The organism is Rhizobium sp. BK176 (assembly GCF_024808055.1).
Genome location: NZ_JANUBV010000002.1, coordinates 151,436 through 172,401, shown reverse-complemented (window position 1 = coordinate 172,401; position 20,966 = coordinate 151,436). Strand labels below are relative to the sequence as shown.

At 60.5% G+C, this 20,966-nt stretch carries 16 protein-coding genes; 13 read left to right on the top strand and 3 right to left on the bottom strand.

Features of this window, described 5'->3' with window-relative positions; all coding sequences use genetic code 11:
- Nucleotides 1–5 precede the first annotated feature (5 nt).
- From FHT76_RS10110 to FHT76_RS10070, 9 genes are all read left to right on the top strand, one after another.
- Nucleotides 6–221: a hypothetical protein gene (locus FHT76_RS10110; RefSeq protein ID WP_114712099.1), complete on the top strand. Its 216-nt coding sequence runs from the start codon at nt 6–8 to the stop codon at nt 219–221.
- 169 nt (nt 222–390) lie between these two features.
- Complete coding sequence (locus FHT76_RS10105) at nt 391–639, top strand: hypothetical protein (protein ID WP_016553306.1); 249 nt, start codon at nt 391–393, stop codon at nt 637–639.
- A 53-nt stretch (nt 640–692) separates the two neighbouring features.
- Nucleotides 693–1,364, top strand: coding sequence for a response regulator transcription factor (locus tag FHT76_RS10100; protein WP_183859567.1), 672 nt, complete (start codon nt 693–695; stop codon nt 1,362–1,364).
- Entirely contained in the window at nt 1,354–2,757 is a 1,404-nt protein-coding gene (locus tag FHT76_RS10095) for a HAMP domain-containing sensor histidine kinase (protein WP_183859565.1), read from the top strand. The genes FHT76_RS10100 and FHT76_RS10095 overlap by 11 nt, the downstream gene beginning before the upstream one ends.
- A gap of 117 nt (nt 2,758–2,874) precedes the next feature.
- Nucleotides 2,875–3,297: a hypothetical protein gene (locus tag FHT76_RS10090; RefSeq protein WP_183751792.1), complete on the top strand. Its 423-nt coding sequence runs from the start codon at nt 2,875–2,877 to the stop codon at nt 3,295–3,297.
- Nucleotides 3,298–3,405: 108 nt separating this feature from the next.
- Nucleotides 3,406–4,527 carry a c-type cytochrome biogenesis protein CcmI gene (gene ccmI, locus FHT76_RS10085; RefSeq protein ID WP_183751790.1) on the top strand — a complete coding sequence of 374 codons (1,122 nt, stop codon included), beginning with the start codon at nt 3,406–3,408 and terminating at the stop codon, nt 4,525–4,527.
- Nucleotides 4,524–4,976: a cytochrome c maturation protein CcmE gene (ccmE, locus tag FHT76_RS10080; protein ID WP_183751788.1), complete on the top strand. Its 453-nt coding sequence runs from the start codon at nt 4,524–4,526 to the stop codon at nt 4,974–4,976. The genes ccmI and ccmE overlap by 4 nt, the downstream gene beginning before the upstream one ends.
- Nucleotides 4,973–6,961, top strand: a complete 1,989-nt coding sequence (locus tag FHT76_RS10075) for a heme lyase CcmF/NrfE family subunit (RefSeq protein WP_183859564.1) — start codon at nt 4,973–4,975, stop codon at nt 6,959–6,961. Before ccmE ends, FHT76_RS10075 begins: the two co-directional genes overlap by 4 nt.
- Nucleotides 6,958–7,413 carry a cytochrome c-type biogenesis protein gene (locus tag FHT76_RS10070; protein WP_183859562.1) on the top strand — a complete coding sequence of 152 codons (456 nt, stop codon included), beginning with the start codon at nt 6,958–6,960 and terminating at the stop codon, nt 7,411–7,413. Before FHT76_RS10075 ends, FHT76_RS10070 begins: the two co-directional genes overlap by 4 nt.
- Before the next feature lies 1 nt (nt 7,414).
- Here the strand turns inward: FHT76_RS10070 and FHT76_RS10065 are convergent, their stop codons facing one another.
- Complete coding sequence (locus FHT76_RS10065; RefSeq protein WP_183859560.1) at nt 7,415–8,593, bottom strand: MFS transporter; 1,179 nt, start codon at nt 8,591–8,593, stop codon at nt 7,415–7,417.
- Between the two features lie 220 nt (nt 8,594–8,813).
- Here FHT76_RS10065 and FHT76_RS10060 point away from each other — a divergent pair, with 220 nt between their 5' ends.
- The 4 genes from FHT76_RS10060 (at nt 8,814) to FHT76_RS10045 (ending at nt 15,694) form a co-directional block, all read left to right on the top strand.
- Complete coding sequence (locus FHT76_RS10060) at nt 8,814–10,376, top strand: Do family serine endopeptidase (RefSeq protein WP_183859558.1); 1,563 nt, start codon at nt 8,814–8,816, stop codon at nt 10,374–10,376.
- A 68-nt stretch (nt 10,377–10,444) separates the two neighbouring features.
- The gene (locus FHT76_RS10055) at nt 10,445–11,200 is read left to right on the top strand and encodes a response regulator transcription factor (protein ID WP_405049258.1); all 756 of its coding nucleotides are present in this window, start codon (nt 10,445–10,447) and stop codon (nt 11,198–11,200) included.
- A complete protein-coding gene (locus tag FHT76_RS10050; protein WP_183859556.1) occupies nt 11,197–12,600 on the top strand; it encodes a HAMP domain-containing sensor histidine kinase in 1,404 nt (467 codons plus the stop codon). Before FHT76_RS10055 ends, FHT76_RS10050 begins: the two co-directional genes overlap by 4 nt.
- A 136-nt stretch (nt 12,601–12,736) precedes the next feature.
- The gene (locus FHT76_RS10045; RefSeq protein WP_183859554.1) at nt 12,737–15,694 is read left to right on the top strand and encodes a bifunctional [glutamine synthetase] adenylyltransferase/[glutamine synthetase]-adenylyl-L-tyrosine phosphorylase; all 2,958 of its coding nucleotides are present in this window, start codon (nt 12,737–12,739) and stop codon (nt 15,692–15,694) included.
- Here FHT76_RS10045 and FHT76_RS10040 read toward each other — a convergent pair.
- Nucleotides 15,691–18,009, bottom strand: coding sequence for a PAS domain-containing sensor histidine kinase (locus tag FHT76_RS10040; RefSeq protein ID WP_259126790.1), 2,319 nt, complete (start codon nt 18,007–18,009; stop codon nt 15,691–15,693). The two genes, FHT76_RS10045 and FHT76_RS10040, sit on opposite strands and share 4 nt — an antisense overlap.
- Before the next feature lie 182 nt (nt 18,010–18,191).
- The gene (gene pepN / locus FHT76_RS10035) at nt 18,192–20,840 is read right to left on the bottom strand and encodes an aminopeptidase N (protein ID WP_183859550.1); all 2,649 of its coding nucleotides are present in this window, start codon (nt 20,838–20,840) and stop codon (nt 18,192–18,194) included.
- Nucleotides 20,841–20,966: the final 126 nt, after the last annotated feature.

The following is a 20,966-nucleotide window of genomic DNA, read 5'->3' as shown; positions in this document are numbered from 1 at the left end:
AGAAGATGATAGATCTGAAGGATTGGTACAGTTCGAAGACCATTTGGGGCGCGCTGATCTCGATCGTCGCATCCGTGTTGCATTTTGCCGGTATCGACCTTGCTGCGGCAGACAAGAGCCAGTTGGTCGACTCGGTCGTCAACATAGCCGGCGCGCTGGGTGGCCTACTTGCCATTTACGGGCGTGTCACTGCCAAGGCGGCGATCAAATCCGCCCCTTAAAGCCGGCGCGGCGAGCGGAAGACATCGTTCGCCGACCCACAGTTTTGAACACGCGTGGCGCGAATTCAAAACTGTTCTAAACATCAGGGATTACAAGGCATTCATTTGCCATTCAGGTGGCTTGAGTACATAGTCTGGGCCAAGTTGGTATCCATTGAAAGCATTGCACATGGCCTCTCCCTTGAGCGTCGCAGCGCTAGCCGCAGGGCTGGCGGTAACGTCGCCCTCACCGGATAATCCGCGTACCCTGACGGTGCGCGTTGCAGGCGATTGCAGCGAGGCCGCACGCGAGGTTGTGGAAAAAACGGGAGGGCAGCTCCTTTCCGTCCAGCCTCTGGGCGATAGCTGCATTATCACCGTCCTCGTCCAAGGTAACGGACAGCGCCCGCGCAAAGTAACCGTCAAGGTTCCGATGTAGGCAGAATCGCCCTATCTAGACGCCGAAGAAATCAAGCGGAGCAAAGCGGACCGATGCGCATTCTGGTAGTCGAAGACGATGTCAACCTGAACCGGCAGCTCAGCGACACGTTGAAGGAAGCCGGTTACGTCGTCGATCAGGCCTTTGATGGCGAGGAGGGCCACTTCCTTGGCGATACCGAGCCTTATGACGCGATCATTCTCGATATCGGCCTGCCGGAACTGGACGGCGTGACGGTGCTCGAGAAGTGGCGCGGCGCAGGGCGCGGCATGCCGGTATTGATTCTCACCGCGCGCGACCGCTGGAGCGACAAGGTCGCGGGCATCGACGCCGGTGCCGACGATTACGTCACCAAACCTTTCCACGTCGAGGAAGTGCTGGCGCGCATCCGTGCCTTGATCCGCCGTGCGGCGGGGCATTCGTCCTCCGAGATCATTTGTGGCCCGGTGCGCCTCGACATCAAGAGCTCGAAGGCGACAGTCAATGGCGTCGCGTTGAAACTCACCTCGCACGAATACCGGCTGCTTTCCTATCTCATGCACCATATGGGCGAAGTGGTTTCGCGCACCGAGCTGGTCGAGCACATGTACGACCAGGATTTCGATCGCGATTCCAATACGATCGAGGTTTTCGTCGGGCGCCTTCGAAAGAAGATGGGCGTTGATTTGATCGAAACGGTGCGCGGGCTTGGCTACCGCATCCAAGCGCCGAAAAATGCGAATTAAGTCGCTTACTGCACGCGTTCTACTGCTGACCACGATCTGGTCGACCGTCGCGCTTGTCGTCATCGGGTTGTTGATCTCGACGCTTTACCGGAAAAGCGCTGAGCGCGGCTTTCAAGACCTGCTGCGCGCCCAGCTCTATAATGTTGTCAATTCGGTGACGATCGGCGACCAAGGGGCGTTGAACGGCAGTCCGCAGCTCGGCGACCTGCGCTTCGCGCAGCCAAAGACCGGCTGGTATTGGCTCGTAGAGCCGCTCGGCACTTATACCGCGCAACCGCTGGTCTCACCCTCGCTTGGTTCGGCTTCGATCCCTGTTCCGTCCGTTCTCGAAGCGCCCTTCGACAAGAACTATGAGCGCTACTATCAGGTGACTGATGCCTCGGGGAACCGGATCCAGGTTGCTGAAACCGAGGTTGTGCTGGATACCGACGGTCGTGCCGCGCGCTTCCGCGTCAGCGGCAACGTCGACGTGGTCGAGGATGACGTCCGCAATTTCTCCCACAGTCTCTATCTGGCGTTGGCTGGCTTCGGCGTCGGCAGTCTGATCGTCAACGCCTTGGCCATTCTCTATGGCTTGAAGCCGCTCGACAAGGCGCGCGCGGCGCTTGAGCGCATTCGCGCCGGTGAGAGCGAGGCTTTGAAAGGCGATTTTCCGCGCGAAATCCTGCCGCTCGCCAACGAAGTCAATGCTCTGATCGACAGCAACCGCCGTATCGTCGAGCGGGCGCGCATGCAGGTCGGCAATCTCGCGCATTCTCTGAAGACACCGATCGCGGTGCTGCTCAACGAGGCACGCGTGCTGGAACGTTCGCACGGCGATCTCGTGCGCAACCAGGCTGAGGCGATGCAGGGGCAGGTGCAATCATATTTGAACCGCGCCCGCATTGCCGCGCAGCGCGAATCCGTGCTCGCCCGCACCGATGCCGAGCCCGCTCTCGAACGGCTCGTGCGCGTTATGCGGCGTTTGAACGTCGACAAGGAATTCGAACTGACCGTGACACCGCCGCACCTCGCGGTCGCGATGGAACAGCAGGACCTTGAAGAGGTCGTCGGCAACCTGCTTGAGAACGCCGCTCGTTTTGCTGCCACCAAGGTTCGCCTCTCCGTTTCAGAGGCGCCCGATGAGGTGAAGGGCGCGGAAGGCAGCGGGCGTCGCCATTGGGTCGAGCTCGTCGTCGAGGACGACGGACCGGGGCTGGAGCCCGATCAGATTCGCGAGGCGCTGAAGCGCGGCAAGCGGCTGGATGAAAGCAAGCCCGGCACGGGGCTCGGACTCTCGATCGTGACGGAGATTTCCAATGAATACCAAGGGCGGCTCGAATTGTCCCGCGGCGAATGGCAGGGACTGAAGGCCCGCCTTATTTTGCCAGGCATCACAAAGGATGTTGCGTGAGCAACTGCTTGATGTCACATAGACCCAGGCGTTTGCATAGCATGCTTTGCCTTGTTGCCGACACGGCGTGGTGCGTGTGTGGCTGCGTTGATTGACACCTGATTCTGGTTCGGCTGAATGATGCTACGTTCGCAAGGCATGATCGTTTCCTCGCTTCTCGTCGCCATGACGCTTTCCGGGTGCCAATCGACGAAAAGCAGCTCGGGCGGTCTTTTCTCGAGGAAGCCGCCAGCTTCGGCTACATACATTGCTGCTTTGCAGGGCGGTATCATCGGTCGCAGCGGTGTGGAACTCAGCAGTAGCGACCGTCAGCGTGCACTTGAGGCGGAATATCGTGCTCTGGAAGGTGCCGCTGTGGGGCAGCCGGTTGTCTGGAGCGGACGCAACGTCAGCGGCAGAGTGGTGGCGGCTGCGCCCTACCAGGTAGGCTCGCAGAATTGCCGTCAGTATACCCACAGCGTCACGATCGACGGCAAGGAGACGGTGGCGCGCGGTTCCGCCTGCCGAAACGACAATGGCAGTTGGTCGCCCCTCGGCTAAGCTGCGTAGAATTGACCGCCGGCGAAATGTTGCGGCCAAACGCCTCAAATAATCGTCATTGCGGCTTTGCTTGTTGGAATAGACGTTTGCTTCGAGTATTTGGCGGCTATGCTTTTCTGGATTCTTGTGGCCGTTCTGACGGCGGCAATTGCCGCCATTCTGCTTTACCCGCTTTTGCGTGGCGCAAGAGCGGTTGATGACACGCGCGCCGGGGAGTCCGCGGTCTATCGCGATCAATTGCGAGAACTCGATCGCGACCTCGCCGGCGGGCTGATTTCCGCCGACGAAGCGGATTATGCGCGGGCCGAAATCGGCCGGCGCCTGATTACAGTCTCCACCGCGCCTGTCGCCGATCGGAAGGTTTCCAAGCACCACCGTCTGTCCGAAGCCTTCGTGCTGCTGCTCCTGCCGATCTTGGGGCTCTGTCTTTACATTCTGGTAGGGCGGCCGGATTTGCCGTCACAGCCGCTGCAAGCTCGACTTGAGAACCCCGGCAACGATATGGCGATCCTCGTCGCCAAGGCCGAGCGCCACTTGGCGCAGAATCCTGAGGACGGCAAGGGCTGGGACGTCCTGGCGCCGATCTACTTCAACACCATGCGCGTTGACGACGCAGAGAACGCGTATCGGAATGCGATCCGGCTGCTTGGCCCGAGCGCCGCACGCCTCGATGGGCTCGCCGAGACGCTGATGGCGACCTCGAACGGTGTCGTCACCGAGGATGTGCGCAAAGTGCTGGAGCAGTCGCTTCAGTTGCAGGCGGACAATCCAAAGGCAAGCTTCTATCTGGCGCTCGGCTTGGAGCAGGCCGGTCGGACTGCTGATGCCAAGGCGGCCTTCGAGACGCTCGCCAAGCAGTCGCCGGCCGATGCACCATGGCTGCCGCTGGTCGCCGAGCACGTTGCCAAGAATGGCGGCGCGGCACCGAACGCACTAGGCAACCCAACTGCGGCGGACGTTGCGGCTGCCGAGGGCATGAACGCCGGCGATCAGCAACAAATGATAAAGGGCATGGTCGAAAGCCTTGATGCCAAGCTTACCGAAGACCCGAACAATCTCGAGGGCTGGTTGCGGCTCGTTCGCTCTTATGCCGTATTGAGGGACAAGGATCGTGCGGTTGGAGCTCTGAAACGCGGATTGGCAGCGTTTCCCGCAAGCAGCGAGCAAGGCAAGAAGCTGCTGGCGGTGGCGCGAGAGCTCGACATCGCGACAGAAGGAATGACGGAATGACGCGCAAGCAGAAGCGCTTGGCAATCATCGCTGGCGGCATGAGTTTCATCATTGCCGCCGTGCTGCTCGTCATGTTCGCCTTCAGCCAGTCCGTGGCCTATTTCTATATGCCGGCAGATATAGCCAAGAACCCGGTGCCGCCGGGAACCCGGATTCGGCTCGGCGGTCTAGTCGGTGAGGGCAGCATCATCCGCGGCGCCGGATCGACGGTGCAGTTTGCCGTGACCGACGCGACCGGCGATCTCGTCCGGGTGCGATATACCGGCATTCTCCCGGATCTTTTTCGCGAGGGGCAGGGAGTGGTAACCGAGGGCCGCTTCGAAACCGGCAGCGACGTATTCACGGCCGATACGGTCCTCGCCAAGCATGACGAGAAATACATGCCGAAGGAAGTCGCCGACAAGCTGAAGGCGCAAGGCCTTTGGAAAGAAGGGGAAGCAGTGCAATGATCATCGAGATCGGCCACTACGCGCTCATCCTGGCGCTTGCGACAGCACTTGTCGTTTCCGTCGTTCCGATTATCGGTGCAAGGCGCCTTGACCGCGCGATGATGGATGTGGCCTCCGTCGGCTCCCTGGCAATGTTCGCGCTGGTGGCCTTCTCCTTCGCCGTGTTGACCTACGCTCACGTCGTCTCCGACTTTTCGGTGGCGAACGTCTGGGAAAATTCGCACTCGCTGGTGCCGTTGCTTTTCAAGTTTTCCGGGGTTTGGGGCAATCACGAAGGCTCGATGATGCTCTGGCTGCTGATCCTGGTGCTCTTCAGCGCTTTGGTGGCTGCCTTTGGGCGCAACCTGCCCGACACGCTGCGGGCGAATGTGCTTTCTGTGCAGGCGTGGATTTCGGTGGCCTTCATTCTCTTCATCCTCCTAACCTCCAACCCGTTCATGCGTCTGGATCCTGCACCGGCCGAGGGGAAGGATCTGAACCCTGTCCTGCAGGATGTCGGTCTCGCGATCCATCCGCCGCTGCTTTATCTCGGCTATGTCGGCTTCTCGGTTTGCTTCTCCTTTGCTGTGGCAGCTCTCCTCGAAGGCCGCATCGATGCCGCCTGGGCGCGTTGGGTGCGACCCTGGACGCTGGCCGCGTGGACGTTCCTGACGCTAGGCATCGCCATGGGTTCGTACTGGGCTTACTACGAACTCGGTTGGGGCGGCTGGTGGTTTTGGGATCCGGTCGAGAACGCATCGTTCATGCCTTGGCTTGCCGGGACGGCGCTGTTGCATTCGGCGCTTGTCATGGAAAAGCGCGAGGCCCTGAAGATCTGGACGGTCCTGCTCGCGATCCTGACGTTCTCGCTGTCCCTGATGGGCACCTTTCTTGTGCGATCGGGCGTTTTGACCTCGGTGCACGCCTTTGCCAGCGATCCTTCGCGTGGCGTCTTCATCCTGTGCATCCTGTTGATCTTCATCGGCGGGGCGTTGTCACTGTTCGCGTTCCGCGCGCCGCTGCTCTCGGCGGGCGGCCTGTTTGCGCCGATCTCTCGCGAAGGGGCGCTTGTCCTGAACAATCTCATTCTGACGGTCGCTTGCGGCACCGTCCTGACCGGCACGCTCTATCCGCTGCTGCTGGAGACGCTGACCGGCGATAAGATCTCGGTTGGACCGCCTTTCTTCAATATGACCTTCGGCTTGCTGATGGCACCGTTGCTGGTCATCGTTCCTTTCGGCCCGCTCATGGCATGGAAGCGCGGTGATTTGCTCGCTGTTCTGCAGCGGCTCTATCTGGTCGCGATCCTGGCCTTCATTGCGGCAGTCGCGTTCTTCTATGTCGAGCACGGCGGCCCTGTGCTTGCCGTGGTTGGGCTGGCCGCAGGGTTATTCCTGGTCTTCGGGGCGATTGCTGATCTTTGGTATCGGGCTGGCGTGGGCAAGGTCGCTGCGTCCGTTGCCTGGAAACGCCTGGCCGGCCTGCCGCGCTCGGCGTTCGGGACGGCGCTCGCTCATGCCGGGCTCGGCGTTGCGGTCCTCGGCATCGTCGCGGTCACCACCTTCGAAACCGAACATGTCATCGAGATGAAGCCCGGCCAGGGCGTCGAGGCGGGTGGTTACTTCGTGCGCTTCGACGGTATGAAGCCAGCCACAGGACCAAACTACAGTGAAGAGCGGGGCCACTTCACCATCAGCCGCGGCGGTGTCGAGGTTGCTGATGTCTGGTCGTCGAAGCGCGTCTACACGGCGCGCCAGATGCCGACGACCGAGGCCGGGATCCTAACTTTTGGGCTCAGCCAACTCTACATGTCCCTCGGCGATGTGACGAACGATGGCGGCATCGTGGTGCGCATCTGGTGGAAGCCTTTCATTCTCTGCATTTGGGGCGGCGCGGTGATCATGGCGACCGGCGGGTTCGTTTCGCTGAGCGATCGGCGACTGCGCGTCGGCGCGCCGAGCCGAAGAGCAAAGCCCGCGCGTCCGGCGATGGAGCCGGCAGAATGATCCGGGCTATCCTCCTCGTGCTGGCAGTGCTTCTTTCCTCCGTTCCTGCGTTTGCCGTCAATCCGGATGAGGTTCTTGCCGATCCGAAGCTGGAGGCGCGGGCGCGCGCGATTTCGGCGGAACTGCGCTGCATGGTCTGCCAGAACCAGTCGATCGACGACTCCAATGCCGAGCTTGCCAAGGATTTGCGCCTGCTGGTGCGTGAGCGGCTGACCGGTGGTGATACCGACGAGCAGGTCGTGAACTACATCGTCTCGCGATACGGCGAGTTCGTGCTGTTGAAGCCGCGCTTTGAAACGAAAACGATCCTGCTTTGGGGCGCGCCGATCCTGCTTGTTGTCGCAGGCGGCATCTCGCTGATCGTCTTCGCGCGGAAGAGGGCAGGCAGACCGACAGGTTCCAAGCTGACCGCCGAAGAGCAGGCCCGCTTGAGTCAATTGCTCGACGAATGACCTAGAGCCGTCCCCGGAGTCGGTTGCGCACTACGGACGCAACAAGCACTGCGGTAAACATCAGAACCACGCAGCCGGCCGCGATTGGCCCGGCCGACGGGGAGTATAGATCCATCACCGCGCCGACGGACGATGAGCCCGCAGCGCTACCGACGGCATAGGCAAGGGCGAAGGCCGCACTTCCCGCGACAAGCGTATCGCCGGCGTAGCGCTCGCCAAGGATCGTCAAGGCGCAGGTATAGAGCGAAAAGCTCGCCGCGCCCATGATGCCGAACATCACCAAAATCGCTGCCTGCGACTGAAGAAACGGGATCGCGATGAAGGTTAACCCCGCCAGCAAGCCGGAGCAGATGGCGACGCCGAAGCGCGAGGTCTTGTCGAGAAACCAGCCGACGACCGGTTGGGCAAGGGCGGTCGGCAGCGCAAGCACGGTCACGCTGATTGCGGCGAACGCCTCGGAATAGCCGAGGCGGACGAAATAGACGGGCATAGCCGCGATTGCGGCAATATCGGCGAATGCGAATGCGACCACCATGCAGATGAGCATTGGCGCGGTTCTGACAAAGGTGAAGAGCGCCCCCGATGCGGCCTGCTCGGGAAGCGTCCGGGCTCTCCGAGTGAGGATGATGGTCAGGAAGGCGACACAGGCGACGTAAACGGCAAGCAGCGCGAAGGCAAAACCCTGTTCCGTCCCGAAGATGGGGATCACGAGCGGGCCGGCTGCAAAACCGCCGCACATGCCCGCGCCATAGAGACCGGAAACGCGCCCGCGCAGGCGATCTGGGCAGGCGGTGTTCAGCCAGGCTTCGCTCAACATGAAAATCAGGCTGACGAAGAAGCCGAGACAAAAGCGGGCGATGCACCACACCCAGAAAATATCGAAAGTCGCGAAGGTGGCGAGGCTGATGGCACAGCCGATCAGTCCTGCGACGATCAGGCGATCGCCGCGCACCTTTCGCGACAGCCACGTCACCGCGAAAGTTGCAACTGCAAGGCCCGCCGCGAAACAACCGGCGTTGAAACCGATAAGGCTCGGCGAAACATTGCGATGCTCAAGGACAAGGGAAATCAAGGGATAAGTCAGGCCCTGCGCAACGGCAAACGCAGTGACCCCGAAGATAACGGCGGCAAGCGCGGCGGTATCCGGCGCAAAATCTTCCACCGTGACCACATGGGCCATTGTCTCGTCCTCCCCGGTTGTGGGAAGGAGGATTATCGGCTTCCCGCGCATTAGTCGAGGGCGAGAATGCTGCTGCCGATTGCAGCGCCTCTGTTGCACATTACGAATTTTTCATCGCTCGGACAGTTCGCAGTAAGGTGTGTCGTCCTATATCTTTGGTCATCAACCGATCCGATCACTAACGATCCTGTAGATGTTGAAGTCAAAGAAGGTGCCACTCATGTTCAAGAATATCAAAGCTCCGTCGCTCAATACCGCGCTGAAGGCTTCGACCGTCGCGGGTCTTGCCGCTGCGGTGCTTGCGACCGGTATTCCCCTCGAAATCACACGTTCTTATGCAGAGGCCGTAAAGGTTCAGGCGCCGTCCGTTCCGAGCTTCGCGAATGTTGTCGATGCCGTTTCGCCGGCAGTCGTTTCCGTGCGTGTCGAAAACCGTGTGAACCCGGTGTCCGATGACGACGCCAATGGCTTCGCGTTCGATTTCAACGGCCGCGGCTTGGATGATCTTCCGGATGCCCTGAAGCCGTTCTTCCGCCAGTTCGGTGAGCAGGGCCAGCAGGGCCGCCGCGGTCCGCAGGGCCATCATGGCCCGCAGGACGGCAAGGGTCGCCTGCGTCCGGTTGCCCAGGGCTCCGGCTTCTTCATTTCTGAAGATGGCTACATCGTCACCAACAACCACGTCGTATCTGACGGCGCGGCATTCGTTGCCGTCATGAATGATGGCACCGAACTCGATGCCAAGCTGATCGGCAAGGATCCCCGTACGGATCTCGCCGTCCTCAAGGTCGATGGGAAGGGCCGCAAGTTCACCTACGTCAACTGGGCTAATGACGACGGCGTTCGCGTCGGCGACTGGGTTGTCGCGGTCGGTAACCCGTTCGGTCTCGGTGGTACGGTGACCGCTGGTATCGTTTCGGCCCGTGGTCGCGACATCGGCTCTGGCCCGTATGACGATTATCTGCAGGTTGACGCTGCGGTGAACCGCGGTAACTCCGGTGGCCCGACCTTCAATCTCAATGGCGAAGTCGTCGGCATCAACACCGCGATCTTCTCGCCGTCCGGTGGCAGTGTGGGTATTGCGTTTGCCATCCCGGCGTCTACGGCCAAGGATGTTGTTGCTGACCTGATGAAGGACGGCCAGGTATCCCGCGGTTACCTCGGCGTCCAGATCCAGCCGGTAACCAAGGACATCGCTGACTCGCTCGGCCTTTCCGAGGCAAACGGCGCGCTCGTGGTTTCCGCTCAGGCTGGCACGCCGGGTGAGAAGGCCGGCATGAAGGCAGGCGACGTCGTGACGGCAGTCAACGGCGAAACCATCAAGGATGCCCGTGATCTCAGCCGCCGTATCGGTGCGATGACGCCAGGCAAGAAGGTCGAACTGTCCGTCTGGCGATCCGGCAAGGCCCAGTCTTTGACGGTCGAACTCGGAACTCTGCCTGCTGAACAGAAGGATGCTTCCGCTGATGACGGCGATCAGGCACCGGAAAGCCAGGCTCCTGCTTCGGAAAAGGCACTTGCTGATCTCGGCTTGACGGTCGGTCCTTCCGACGATGGCAAGGGCCTGCAGATCACCGGTATCGATCCGGACTCCGACGCTGCCGATAAGGGCATCAAGGAAGGCGAGAAGATCACCTCGGTCAACAACCAGGAAGTCTCGAATGCCGACGACGTCGTCAAGGTCCTGAACCAGGCGAAGAAGGATGGCCGCACGCGGGCACTCTTCCAGATCCAGTCGAAGGACGGCAGCCGTTTCGTTGCTCTCCCGATCAACGGCCAGGGTTAATCCTCCCAACCCTGACAGAGTGGGAGCCGCGCCTTCTGGGCGCGGCTCTTTTCGCCAATATCCCTGGGATGATTGCAATGACCTCTGTACAACAGGAAGAAGCTTTGAGCCTTGCCGAAACGCAACCGGCAGGTAATGTCGGCCGCATGAAGATTCTGATCATAGAAGACGACCTGGAAGCAGCGGTCTATCTCACCAAGGCGTTTCGTGAGGCTGGCATCGTGGCCGATCACGCAAGCGATGGCGAAAGCGGGCTCTTCATGGGCTCGGAAAACACCTACGATGTGATCGTCATCGATCGCATGCTGCCGCGTCGGGATGGTCTCTCCGTCATCAGCGAATTGCGCCGTAAGGGCATCCATACGCCCGTTCTCATTCTCTCTGCCCTCGGTCAGGTCGATGACCGTGTGACTGGCCTGAGAGCTGGTGGTGATGACTATCTTCCAAAGCCCTACGCGTTCAGTGAGCTTCTCGCCCGGGTCGAGGTGCTCGGTCGCCGCAAGGGCACACCGGACCAGGACGTTATCTATCGTGTGGGTGACCTTGAGCTCGACAGGCTTGCGCATGAGGTTCGCCGCGGCGGCAAGGAAATACCGCTGCAGCCGCGCGAGTTTCGTCTTCTCGAATATCTGATGAAGAACGCCGGCCAGGTCGTCACTCGCACGATGCTTCTCGAGAACGTGTGGGACTACCACTTCGATCCGCAGACCAACGTCATCGACGTCCACGTTTCGCGGTTGCGGTCCAAGATCGAGAAGGATTTCAGCCAGCCGCTTCTCAAGACCATTCGCGGCGCGGGGTATATGATCAAGGACGAGGGATGAACCGTTTCTGGTTTCTCTTCAAGTCCACGGCAGTCCGCCTTTCGGCACTCTACATCCTGCTTTTCGCCATCTGCGCCGCGACGCTGGTCTTCTATGTCACGGCAATGTCCGAGCGGCTTCTGACGAATCAGATCCGCGAAGCAGTTCAGCAGGAAGTCGATCAGGTGAAGCGGGCCTATGACGCCGGCGGTATGAACCTCCTCCTGCGCACGATGGAACGTCGGGCCCGTCAGCCGGGCGCCAATCTCTACATCATCGCCGGCCCTTCCGGAGATATCCTCGCCGGCAACGTCGCATCCGTGCAGCCTGGCGTGCTGGATGAGGAGGGGTGGACATCCTTGCCCTTCATGTACCAGCGCTACGCCGAGAGCGGTCTTAGCCGACGACACATGGCAGTCGCCAACATCTTCGTGCTGGACAATGGACTGCGATTGCTGATCGGCCGCGACCTCGGCGAGCCGGAAGCCTTCCGCGGGTTGGTGCGGCAAGCACTGATGATCGCGCTGGCGATCATGGGTCTCGGCGCTATCATCATCTGGTTCGGCATCGGTCGAAACGCCCTGAAGCGGATCGACCGCATGTCCGATGCGAGCAAGAAGATCATGGCCGGTGATCTCTCGCAGCGTCTTCCCGTCGGCGGCTCCGGCGACGAGTTCGATCGCCTGTCGGCCTCACTCAACGCGATGCTTGGGCGGATAGAGAAGCTGAACGAAGGCCTGCGGCAGGTATCCGACAATATTGCGCATGACCTGAAGACGCCGCTGACCCGGCTGCGCAACAAGGCCGCCGACGCTCTGGACACCACGGACGGCGAGGTTCGACGTGTCGCGCTTGAGGGGATCATCTCCGAGTCCGATCAGTTGATCCGCACCTTCAATGCCCTGCTGATGATTTCGCGCGTCGAAGCCGGTTCTGTCGCCGCTGAAATGTCGGCTGTTGACTTGTCGGCCATCGTTTCAGATAGCGCCGAACTTTACGAACCCGTCGCCGACGAGGCGGGGCTGGCACTGACGTCATCGATCGAGGCCGATATCGAGGTAAAGGGTAACCGCGAACTGATCGGACAAGCGATCTTCAATCTGATCGACAATGCCATCAAGTATTCCTCGGATCCGGACGGCCACGGCGATATCACGCTGAAGCTACTCCGCCGTGCCGACGGCATCTGCCTTTCCGTCGCGGATCGTGGCTCAGGCATTCCCGCGGAGAAACGGGAAGATGTGCTGAAGCGCTTCGTGCGGCTGGATGAAAGTCGCTCCAAGCCCGGCACTGGTCTCGGCCTCTCCCTGGTCGAAGCCGTTATGGAATTGCATGGCGGGAAGCTGGAACTCTCCGATACCGATCCGCAAAATCAGGAGAGGCGAGGTCTCACGGTTAGCATGATCTTTCCAGCGAAGTAACATCACCGGAGCACGACCGCTGCGGATCGAATTCGGTGTTGGCCATCGCCTCCGCAGGCCCTACCTTAGATCGTAATTGCCGGAAGTTGCTGTGATTCTCCCCGGCGTTTTTCCGATCTGGTCGCCAGGAGGGTGCATGCTGACGAGTTCCAGGCATAGCCTCGTTGATGTCGCCGAAGGGCTCTTGAAGCCGCTGAACAAGAGCGAACTTAAGCTCGCGCAGGCTGATCTCCAGCGGATCAGCAAAAGCGAGCCTAGCGTGGCCGAGATCCTTAAAGCGGACGGCGCCCTTCGCGACTTCATCACAGCCGCGCTCACCCTGTCTCCCTATCTGCGTGACATTGCGAATATCGACACCGCGATCCTTTCCGCCGCGATTTCGGAACCTCTGGAACCCGAGATCGAAGCGCTGATCGCTGAAGCGAGGGCCTGCTGGAAGCCGGGAGCAACTGGTGAGTTGCCGACCGAAGCCGACGTGATGAGCCGTTTGCGGATCATCAAGCGCAAGGTCGCGTTTCTTGTCGCCCTCGCGGATCTCGCCCGGATATTCGACGGTCGGGTGACCACCGCGTGGCTGAGCCGGCTTGCGGAGGCGTCAGTTGCTGCGGCGATCGACCACCTCCTGCTCGCGGCTCACGAAAGCCGCAAGGTCACGCTCAAGGATGTCGCCGCTCCGAGTGAGGGGTCAGGGGTAATCGTCCTTGGCATGGGCAAGCTTGGAGCCTCTGAGCTCAACTATTCCTCCGATATCGATCTGGTCGTGTTCTTCGACGAACAGGCAGGGATCGTCCCGGATCCCGACGACGCGATCGAGATCTTCCCGCGATTGATGCGACGGCTGGTAAGGATCATGCAGGAGCGCACAGCGGATGGATACGTCTTCCGCACCGACCTGCGACTGCGGCCTGATCCAGGCTCAACGCCGCTTGCAATCCCAGTCGACGCGGCGATGATCTATTACGAGGGCAGGGGGCAGAACTGGGAACGCGCCGCCTTCATCAAGGCGCGCGCCGTGGCTGGCGATATCCAGGCGGGCGAGCAGTTTCTACGCGGGCTCGTTCCGTTCGTCTTTCGCAAATATCTCGACTACGCGGCAATCGCCGACATTCACTCCATCAAGCGGCAGATTCATGCTCACAAGGGGCATGGCGCTATCGCGGTGAAGGGGCACAACGTCAAGCTCGGTCGCGGTGGAATCCGAGAGATCGAGTTTTTCGCGCAGACGCAACAGCTGATCGCCGGTGGCCGGATGGTGGCGCTGCGTTGCCGTGGCACCGAAGAGACGCTGGCTGAGCTGACAAAGGCTAAATGGATCGATGAGGACACGCGCGACGAACTGACCGAGGCCTATTGGTTCCTTCGTGACGTTGAGCATCGGATTCAGATGGTGCACGACGAACAAACGCATCTCCTCCCTGAGAGCGAGACTGATCTGAAGCGCATCGCCTTCATGATGGGGTTCGACGATACGTCGAGTTTCGCCGCCCGCTTGGTTGAGGTCTTCAAGACGGTCGAGCGGCGTTATGCGCGCTTGTTCGAACAGGAGACCAAGCTTTCCACGGAAACCGGCAATCTGGTTTTCACCGGCCAGGGTGATGATCCCGATACGCTGAAGACACTACGCAATCTAGGCTTCGAACGACCGTCCGACATCTCCCGGGTTATCCGCACATGGCACTATGGTCGCTACAAGGCGACGCAGTCCGTTGAGGCGCGTGAGCGGTTGACGGAACTAACGCCGCAATTGCTCCGCGTATTCGGCGAAAGTAAACGCGCCGATGAGGCGATCCTGCGCTTCGACAGCTTTCTCTCGGGCCTACCCGCAGGCATTCAGCTGTTTTCCCTCCTTGGCAGCAACCCGGCGCTGTTGTCGCTCATCGTCAACATCATGTCCTCGGCTCCGAAGCTAGCGGAAGTGATTGCCGCCAAGCCACATGTCTTCGACGGCATGCTCGATCCCGGTCTGATGGCGGAACTGCCGACGCGCGCCTACCTTGCCGAACGCATCCGCAGCTTCCTCGCGCCCGCGCGATACTATGAAGAGGTGCTCGATCGGCTGCGCATCTTCGCCGACGAACAGCGTTTTCTCATAGGCATCCGGCTGCTAACCGGTGCGATCCGCGGCGCCATGGCTGGCCGCGCCTTCACGCATCTCGCCGATCTCGTCGTCGAAGCGGCGCTCGATGCCGTCATGAGGGAGATCAGGACGGCTCACGGCGACTTTCCGGGTGGCCGCGTGGCGGTCGTCGGCATGGGCAAACTCGGCAGCTTCGAGCTGACCGCCGGTTCTGACATCGATATCATCCTGCTCTATGACTACGACGATGAGGCGGCCGAATCCACAGGCCCCAAGCCGCTCGATGCAACCCGCTATTTTACGCGTGTGACCCAACGGTTGATCTCGGCACTGTCTGCACCGATGGCCGAGGGTGTACTCTATGAGGTCGACATGCGCCTCAGGCCGTCGGGAAACAAGGGGCCCGTTGCTACCCGCATCAAGTCGTTCGAAAAATATCAACGGGAAGAGGCGTGGACCTGGGAACACATGGCGCTGACCCGGGCCCGCCTCGTGTGCGGTGACAGGGAACTCATCAGCGAAGCCGAACGGATTATCGCTGACGTGCTGCTTTCCAAGACCGACGCGCAGAAAATCGCCAAGGACGTATCCGAAATGCGGGCCTTAATCGAGCAGGAAAAGCCGCCGGCGAGTATCTGGGATCTGAAGCTTATTCCGGGGGGGCTGATCGATATCGAATTCATCGCGCAATATCTGCGGCTGGTGGCCTCCACGAGCGGCATCGCTATTGAGGACGATGATTTCAATACGGCGGGACAAGTGAAGCTCATCGGCGCTGAGCTGATGGACCGCGATGACATGGAACTCTGCCTCGCGGCGCTTTCGCTCTACACGGATATTTCGCAGCTCATCCGGCTCTGCATCGACGGCCTGTTCGACCCGAAGGAGGCACCGGCCGGCCTCACTGATCTTGTCGCCCGGGCAGGCGATTGCCCTGATATCAAGACGCTGGAGGGAGAGATCAAACGGCTCTCGAAAGCCGTCAGGAAGATATTCCAGACGGTAGTGAAGTCTTAGCGGCCGTCATTCGGGATGTGCAGGGAAATGACGGTGCCGATCGCTTCGCGCGACCGAATTTTCATCTTGCCCCCGTGCAGCGTCGTCAGCGACCGCGAGATCGCAAGGCCGAGGCCAGAGCCGCCTTTGCTCTTCGCGTACTGGTTTTGCACCTGCTCGAAAGGCTGGCCGATCTTGCCAAGCGCGGCGCGGGGGATGCCGATGCCGGTGTCTGCGATGGTCAGCATGACACCGCTGTTGGTGCGGCGCGTCCGCACGGCGATGCGACCGCCTTCGTTGGTGAACTTCACTGCATTGGAAAGCAGGTTAAGCAGGATCTGCTTCATGGCCCGGCGATCGGCGGTCAGGCGCATGCCATCACAAATGCGTTGTTCGACGAAGATGTTCTTCTGTGCGGCAGGGATTGCCGTGAAACGAAGGCTTTCCTCGATCAGCGGCGCAAGATCGATCGTTTCACACTCGAGCTTCATATGACCGGCTTCGATCTTCGACATGTCAAGAATGTCGCTGATGACGTTGAGAAGATGTTTGCCGCTGTCGTGGATGTCGCGGGCATATTCATTGTACTTCGATGAGCCGAGCGGGCCGAACATTTGGTCTTGAAGTATCTCCGAGAAGCCGAGGATGGCGTTGAGCGGCGTGCGAAGCTCGTGGGACATGTTTGCCAGGAACTCGCTTTTTGCGCGGTTGGCCGCTTCGGCGCGTTCCTTCTCGACCAGATAGTTGGAGTTCGCGACAGAGAGCGCGGCTTTCTGGCTTTCCAGAGTCTGGCGGGACGAGGAGAGGTCACCGATCGTTGCCATGAGCCGGCGCTCGGAATCGCGCAGGCGTTCCTGGTTGCGCTTCAATAGCGTGATATCGGTGCCGACCGAAACCATGCCGCCGTCGCGCGTGCGGCGCTCGTTGATCTGCAGCCAGCGTTCGTCGGCAAGCTGCACTTCGGTCGTCCGCGAGTAGCCCGAGCCATCCGCATCGGCGATGCGGCGTTCGATCACCGGACGCGCGGCGGCGGCGTTGACGACGCTGCGCTCGGTGCCGGGAACCAGGACGCTATCGGGGAGGCCATATGCCTGCTGGAAGTGCGCGTTGCACATGACAAGGCGGTCGTTCTTGTCCCAGAGAACGAAAGCTTCCGATGTGCACTCGATGGCGTCCGCCAGCCGCTGATCGGCCTCGGCATAACGCTGCGCGAGACGATGCTGCTCGGTCACGTCCATCGCAATGCCGATCATGTGGACGCGGCCAGAATTGGTGCGGATCACTTGGGCGCGGGCGCGCATCCAGACGTAATGACCGCCGGCGTGCCGCATGCGGAAGATCTGGTCGACCTGACCGGCATCGCCGCGAGCAATCGACCGGGCAATTTCGTAAACGCCGCCGTCATCCGGATGCATCAGGCGGGCTGCGTCGCTGAAGCACATCGTTCGGTCCGAGCCGGGAAGGCCAAGCATCTCGTACATCGAGCGCGACCAGTAGAATTCGCGGCGGTCGAAATCGAAGTCCCAGAGGCCACAGCGGCCACGCGACAGTGCCGTCTCGACGCGGAGATTCGACTCCAGAAAGATGTCGTCGGCGTCGCGGGCACGCTTCACCTGCATGTAGTAGGCGTAGAGAATGACGAGCAGAATCGACGAGATGCCGGCAAAGAGCGTTACATTGAGCGTAACCTCATCTCTCCAAAGCTGGCTGATCCGTTCAAGGGACGTCGCCGCGATGACATATCCGCCGGAGTTTCCGATGAGGGTGATTTCCGCATAGTGCGGAAGCCCGCTGATCGTTGTCTCGATGACGCCGGCGCGATCGCCAAACCGGCGAACTGCCGAGACTTCGGAGAAGAAATCACCGACGCTGGCACCGAGGTAAGCCGAGCCGGCGGCGGTTGCCGCAAACACCTTGCCGCTTGGCTGAACCAGCAGCACGAAGGCATCATCGTCCAGCCGGTCCTGCGGCAGGAAACGTGCTAGGCGCGCCTGCGCCTGCATCACATCCGCAGTTTCGAATATCTGGTTGGCGTCGGCGAAAGCCGCAGCAGCGGTTGCGGCGGCAAGCGCTGTGGAATGGCGGGCGGCGGCTTCCGTGCGCCCGTATTCGGAAACCATTCCGAAGAAGTGCGATGCCGCTACAACCGTAAGGAAGGCTACGATCAGGATCGGAATAATTCGCTTCAGGACGATTTCGACCTGCGATAGGTTGCGCGAGGACGAGGAGGAAACGGTGGAGCGTCGAGCTGAAAAGCTGTCCCGCCAGGCCAGGAGGCCGTCGAAATCGACACGCAGCCGTCCCTCGGCTGCGGTTGCCCGCCGCACGTTCATCATCTCTTCAGCCTTGATCCCTCGTGTGATTCGCAGCGCCGCTCGCTGGAACTAACTCAATGAATCACTGGTGATTCGCCTTGTCCAGAGGAAAAGGTAAAAATTTGTTAACTGATTCAAGATGCTGAATTTTCTATAGCGGCCAGATTGCCGCTGAGAGCGTCGCAGCGGCAGCCGACGGCAAATCATCCCTTTAGGGTGCGCTCGACGATGTCGCGAACGTCGGTCGAGAGCTCCGCGGTCCGTTCAATTTCCAACAGGGAGGCGCGGGCGTGATCCTGTCGAACTGGCTCCAGAGAGCGCCAGGAACGCATCGATGTCAGGATGCGGGCCGCCAACTGAGGGTTGCGCCGGTCGATGTCGAGGATCTCACGGGCTAGGAATGCGTAGCCTTCGCCGTCGGCCCGGCCAAAGCCGGTTGGATTGGCAAAGGCAAAGGTGCCGATCAGCGAGCGGACGCGGTTGGGATTGGTCCTCTTGAACAGCGGGTTCTCCGTCAGCTTTTGCACTCGGTCGAGCGTGTCGGCACCCGGTATGGTGGCCTGGACGGAAAACCATTTGTCGACCACCAGTGCGTTCTCTGAAAAGCGATCCTTGAAGGCCGACAGCGCTTCGGCAGCTTCCGGGCTGTCCGGGAAGCGATGCGCAAGAAGCGTCAATGCATGCAACAGATCCGTCATGTTGTTAGCAGCATCGAAAGCAGTCTTCGCGCGTGCCGGTGAGCTTTCTGCATATGACAGGTAGGTCAGCGCGGCGTTGCGCAAAGCGCGGCGACCGGCACTGGTCGCGTCTGGGCTGAAGGCACCCGGCGTTGTCATGGAGTCATAGAGCGCGAGGAACGTATCACGTCCGGCGTCAGCGACTTGCTTCATCACCGCCTGGCGCCCGGCATGGATCGCATCCGGATCGTTGTTGCCTCCAAGCTCGCGGGCGATATCGGCTTCGCTCGGCAGGGCCAGGGCTTGGGCGCGGAAGGCCGGCTCAAGGCTTTCGTCGGCGGCGGCGGCGACGAGCGTGTCGATGAAGGTTGTTTCGGAACTGACTGACTTTCCTTCTCGGGTATCACGTGCGGCGTTGAGCAGGTTCGGAAGCGCAAGACCAGTCAGGGCCTGCCAGCGCGCGAAATGGTCCGTCTCGTAGCGGGCAAGCAGCGCCAAATCGGCAGGCGACTGATCGAAATGGAGATTGATAGGCGCCGAGAAGCTGCGATTGATCGAGACTACAGGCCGCGTCTGGATGTCGTGGAATACTGACGTTTGCGTACGCTCTGTGAGATGCAGGACGCTGCTAGTATATTCCGCACCGTCGACGGAAGTCGGCGTGATCGCCGCTCCGTCCTCAGCGAAGAGCTGCAAGCTCAACGGTATGTGCATCGGCTTCTTGTCGGACTGACCGGGCGTCGCCGGGATCATCTGCTCCAACGAAAGGCTGAAAGTCTTCGCGACCGCATCATAGGCGCCCGATACCGTGACGAGCGGCGTGCCGGCCTGATGGTACCAGAGCGAGAACTGTGTGAGGTCGCGCCCGCTGGCGTTCTCGAAGCATTTGACGAAGTCCTCGATCGTCACGGCTTGGCCGTCGTGCCGGTCGAAATAGAGGTCCATACCCTGCTTGAAGGTGTCCCTGCCTAGCAGCGTCGCGATCATGCGCGTGACTTCGCTGCCCTTCTCGTAAACAGTGGTAGTGTAGAAGTTGTTGATCTCGCGATACTTCGTGGGCCGCACCGGATGAGCGAGCGGACCCGCATCCTCCGGGAACTGCTCGGATTTCAGGTGGCGGACCTCCGCGATGCGCTTGACGGGGCGTGAGCGCTGGTCGGCCGAGAATTCGTGATCGCGATAGACGGTCAGGCCTTCCTTCAGGCATAGCTGGAACCAGTCACGGCAGGTGATTCGGTTGCCGGTCCAGTTGTGGAAATATTCGTGGGCGATGATCGCTTCGATGTTGGCATAGTCCCCGTCGGTGGCCGTTTCCGGATCGGCCAGGACGTACTTGTCGTTGAAGACGTTGAGACCTTTGTTCTCCATGGCGCCCATGTTGAAATCGGAGACGGCGACGATCATGAAGATGTCGAGATCATATTCGCGTCCGAAGACCTCCTCGTCCCACTTCATCGAGCGCTTCAATGCGTCCATTGCGTAGGCGGCGCGCGGCTCCTTGCCGTGCTCGACATAGATTTTCAGGGCTACCTCGCGGCCGGACATCGTCGTGAATGTGTCTTCGATGACGCCGAGATCGCCAGCGACCAGTGCGAATAGATAGCTTGGCTTGGGGTGCGGATCGAACCAGGCGGCAAAGTGCTTACCTTCGCCATAGCCGGCGCCACCGAGGAAATTGCCGTTCGACAGCAGCAGCGGATTGGCGGCCTTGTCGGCAATGATGTTGACGGTGAACGGCGCGAGCACATCGGGGCGGTCGGGAAAATAGGTGATGCGCCGGAACCCTTCGGCTTCGCACTGGGTGCAATAGATACCGCCGGTGCGATAGAGACCCATCAGTTGGGTATTGGCCTCGGGGTTGATGATCGTGGTGATCGTCAGTTCAAAGGGCTCGGATGCCGGCAGGGCGCGGACGGTCAGCCTTTCAGGCGTGACAGTGTATTGATCTGCCGGCATTTCCATCTGGTCGAACAGCAGCCCGGAGAGCGTCAACTCATCACCGTCGAGTACCAGCGGCGCCTTGGGATCGACGCCTTCTCGGCGATGGAAAATCAGTCGCGCCTCAACCTTGGTTTCAGTGGGATCGAGTTCGAAGGTAAGATCCACGCGTTCCAGAACGAAGTCGGTGGGCTGGTAGTCTGCCAGATTGATGACCTGGCCGGTATCTGTACGCATGGTGTTCCCTGAAGGCCTTGAGCGGGTGAGTGCTTCGTATGCAGAGTAAGTACTCCGCCACAAATTTTGACGGGCATGATTACATTAAAGTCTGAACCAAACTTAAAGCGAAATCGCGGCAAAGGA

What these genes read in the sequence shown, in the direction of transcription:
- FHT76_RS10075 (WP_183859564.1), top strand. Translation starts at nt 4,973, where the DNA reads ATGATCATCGAGATCGGCCACTACGCGCTCATCCTGGCGCTTGCGACA.
- FHT76_RS10105 (WP_016553306.1), top strand. Translation starts at nt 391, where the DNA reads ATGGCCTCTCCCTTGAGCGTCGCAGCGCTAGCCGCAGGGCTGGCGGTA.
- ccmI (WP_183751790.1), top strand. Translation starts at nt 3,406, where the DNA reads ATGCTTTTCTGGATTCTTGTGGCCGTTCTGACGGCGGCAATTGCCGCC.
- FHT76_RS10055 (WP_405049258.1), top strand. Translation starts at nt 10,445, where the DNA reads ATGATTGCAATGACCTCTGTACAACAGGAAGAAGCTTTGAGCCTTGCC.
- FHT76_RS10090 (WP_183751792.1), top strand. Translation starts at nt 2,875, where the DNA reads ATGATGCTACGTTCGCAAGGCATGATCGTTTCCTCGCTTCTCGTCGCC.
- FHT76_RS10095 (WP_183859565.1), top strand. Translation starts at nt 1,354, where the DNA reads ATGCGAATTAAGTCGCTTACTGCACGCGTTCTACTGCTGACCACGATC.
- pepN (WP_183859550.1), bottom strand. Translation starts at nt 20,840, where the DNA reads ATGCGTACAGATACCGGCCAGGTCATCAATCTGGCAGACTACCAGCCC.
- FHT76_RS10110 (WP_114712099.1), top strand. Translation starts at nt 6, where the DNA reads ATGATAGATCTGAAGGATTGGTACAGTTCGAAGACCATTTGGGGCGCG.
- FHT76_RS10040 (WP_259126790.1), bottom strand. Translation starts at nt 18,009, where the DNA reads ATGATGAACGTGCGGCGGGCAACCGCAGCCGAGGGACGGCTGCGTGTC.
- FHT76_RS10070 (WP_183859562.1), top strand. Translation starts at nt 6,958, where the DNA reads ATGATCCGGGCTATCCTCCTCGTGCTGGCAGTGCTTCTTTCCTCCGTT.
- FHT76_RS10065 (WP_183859560.1), bottom strand. Translation starts at nt 8,593, where the DNA reads ATGGCCCATGTGGTCACGGTGGAAGATTTTGCGCCGGATACCGCCGCG.
- ccmE (WP_183751788.1), top strand. Translation starts at nt 4,524, where the DNA reads ATGACGCGCAAGCAGAAGCGCTTGGCAATCATCGCTGGCGGCATGAGT.
- FHT76_RS10045 (WP_183859554.1), top strand. Translation starts at nt 12,737, where the DNA reads ATGCTGACGAGTTCCAGGCATAGCCTCGTTGATGTCGCCGAAGGGCTC.
- FHT76_RS10050 (WP_183859556.1), top strand. Translation starts at nt 11,197, where the DNA reads ATGAACCGTTTCTGGTTTCTCTTCAAGTCCACGGCAGTCCGCCTTTCG.
- FHT76_RS10100 (WP_183859567.1), top strand. Translation starts at nt 693, where the DNA reads ATGCGCATTCTGGTAGTCGAAGACGATGTCAACCTGAACCGGCAGCTC.
- FHT76_RS10060 (WP_183859558.1), top strand. Translation starts at nt 8,814, where the DNA reads ATGTTCAAGAATATCAAAGCTCCGTCGCTCAATACCGCGCTGAAGGCT.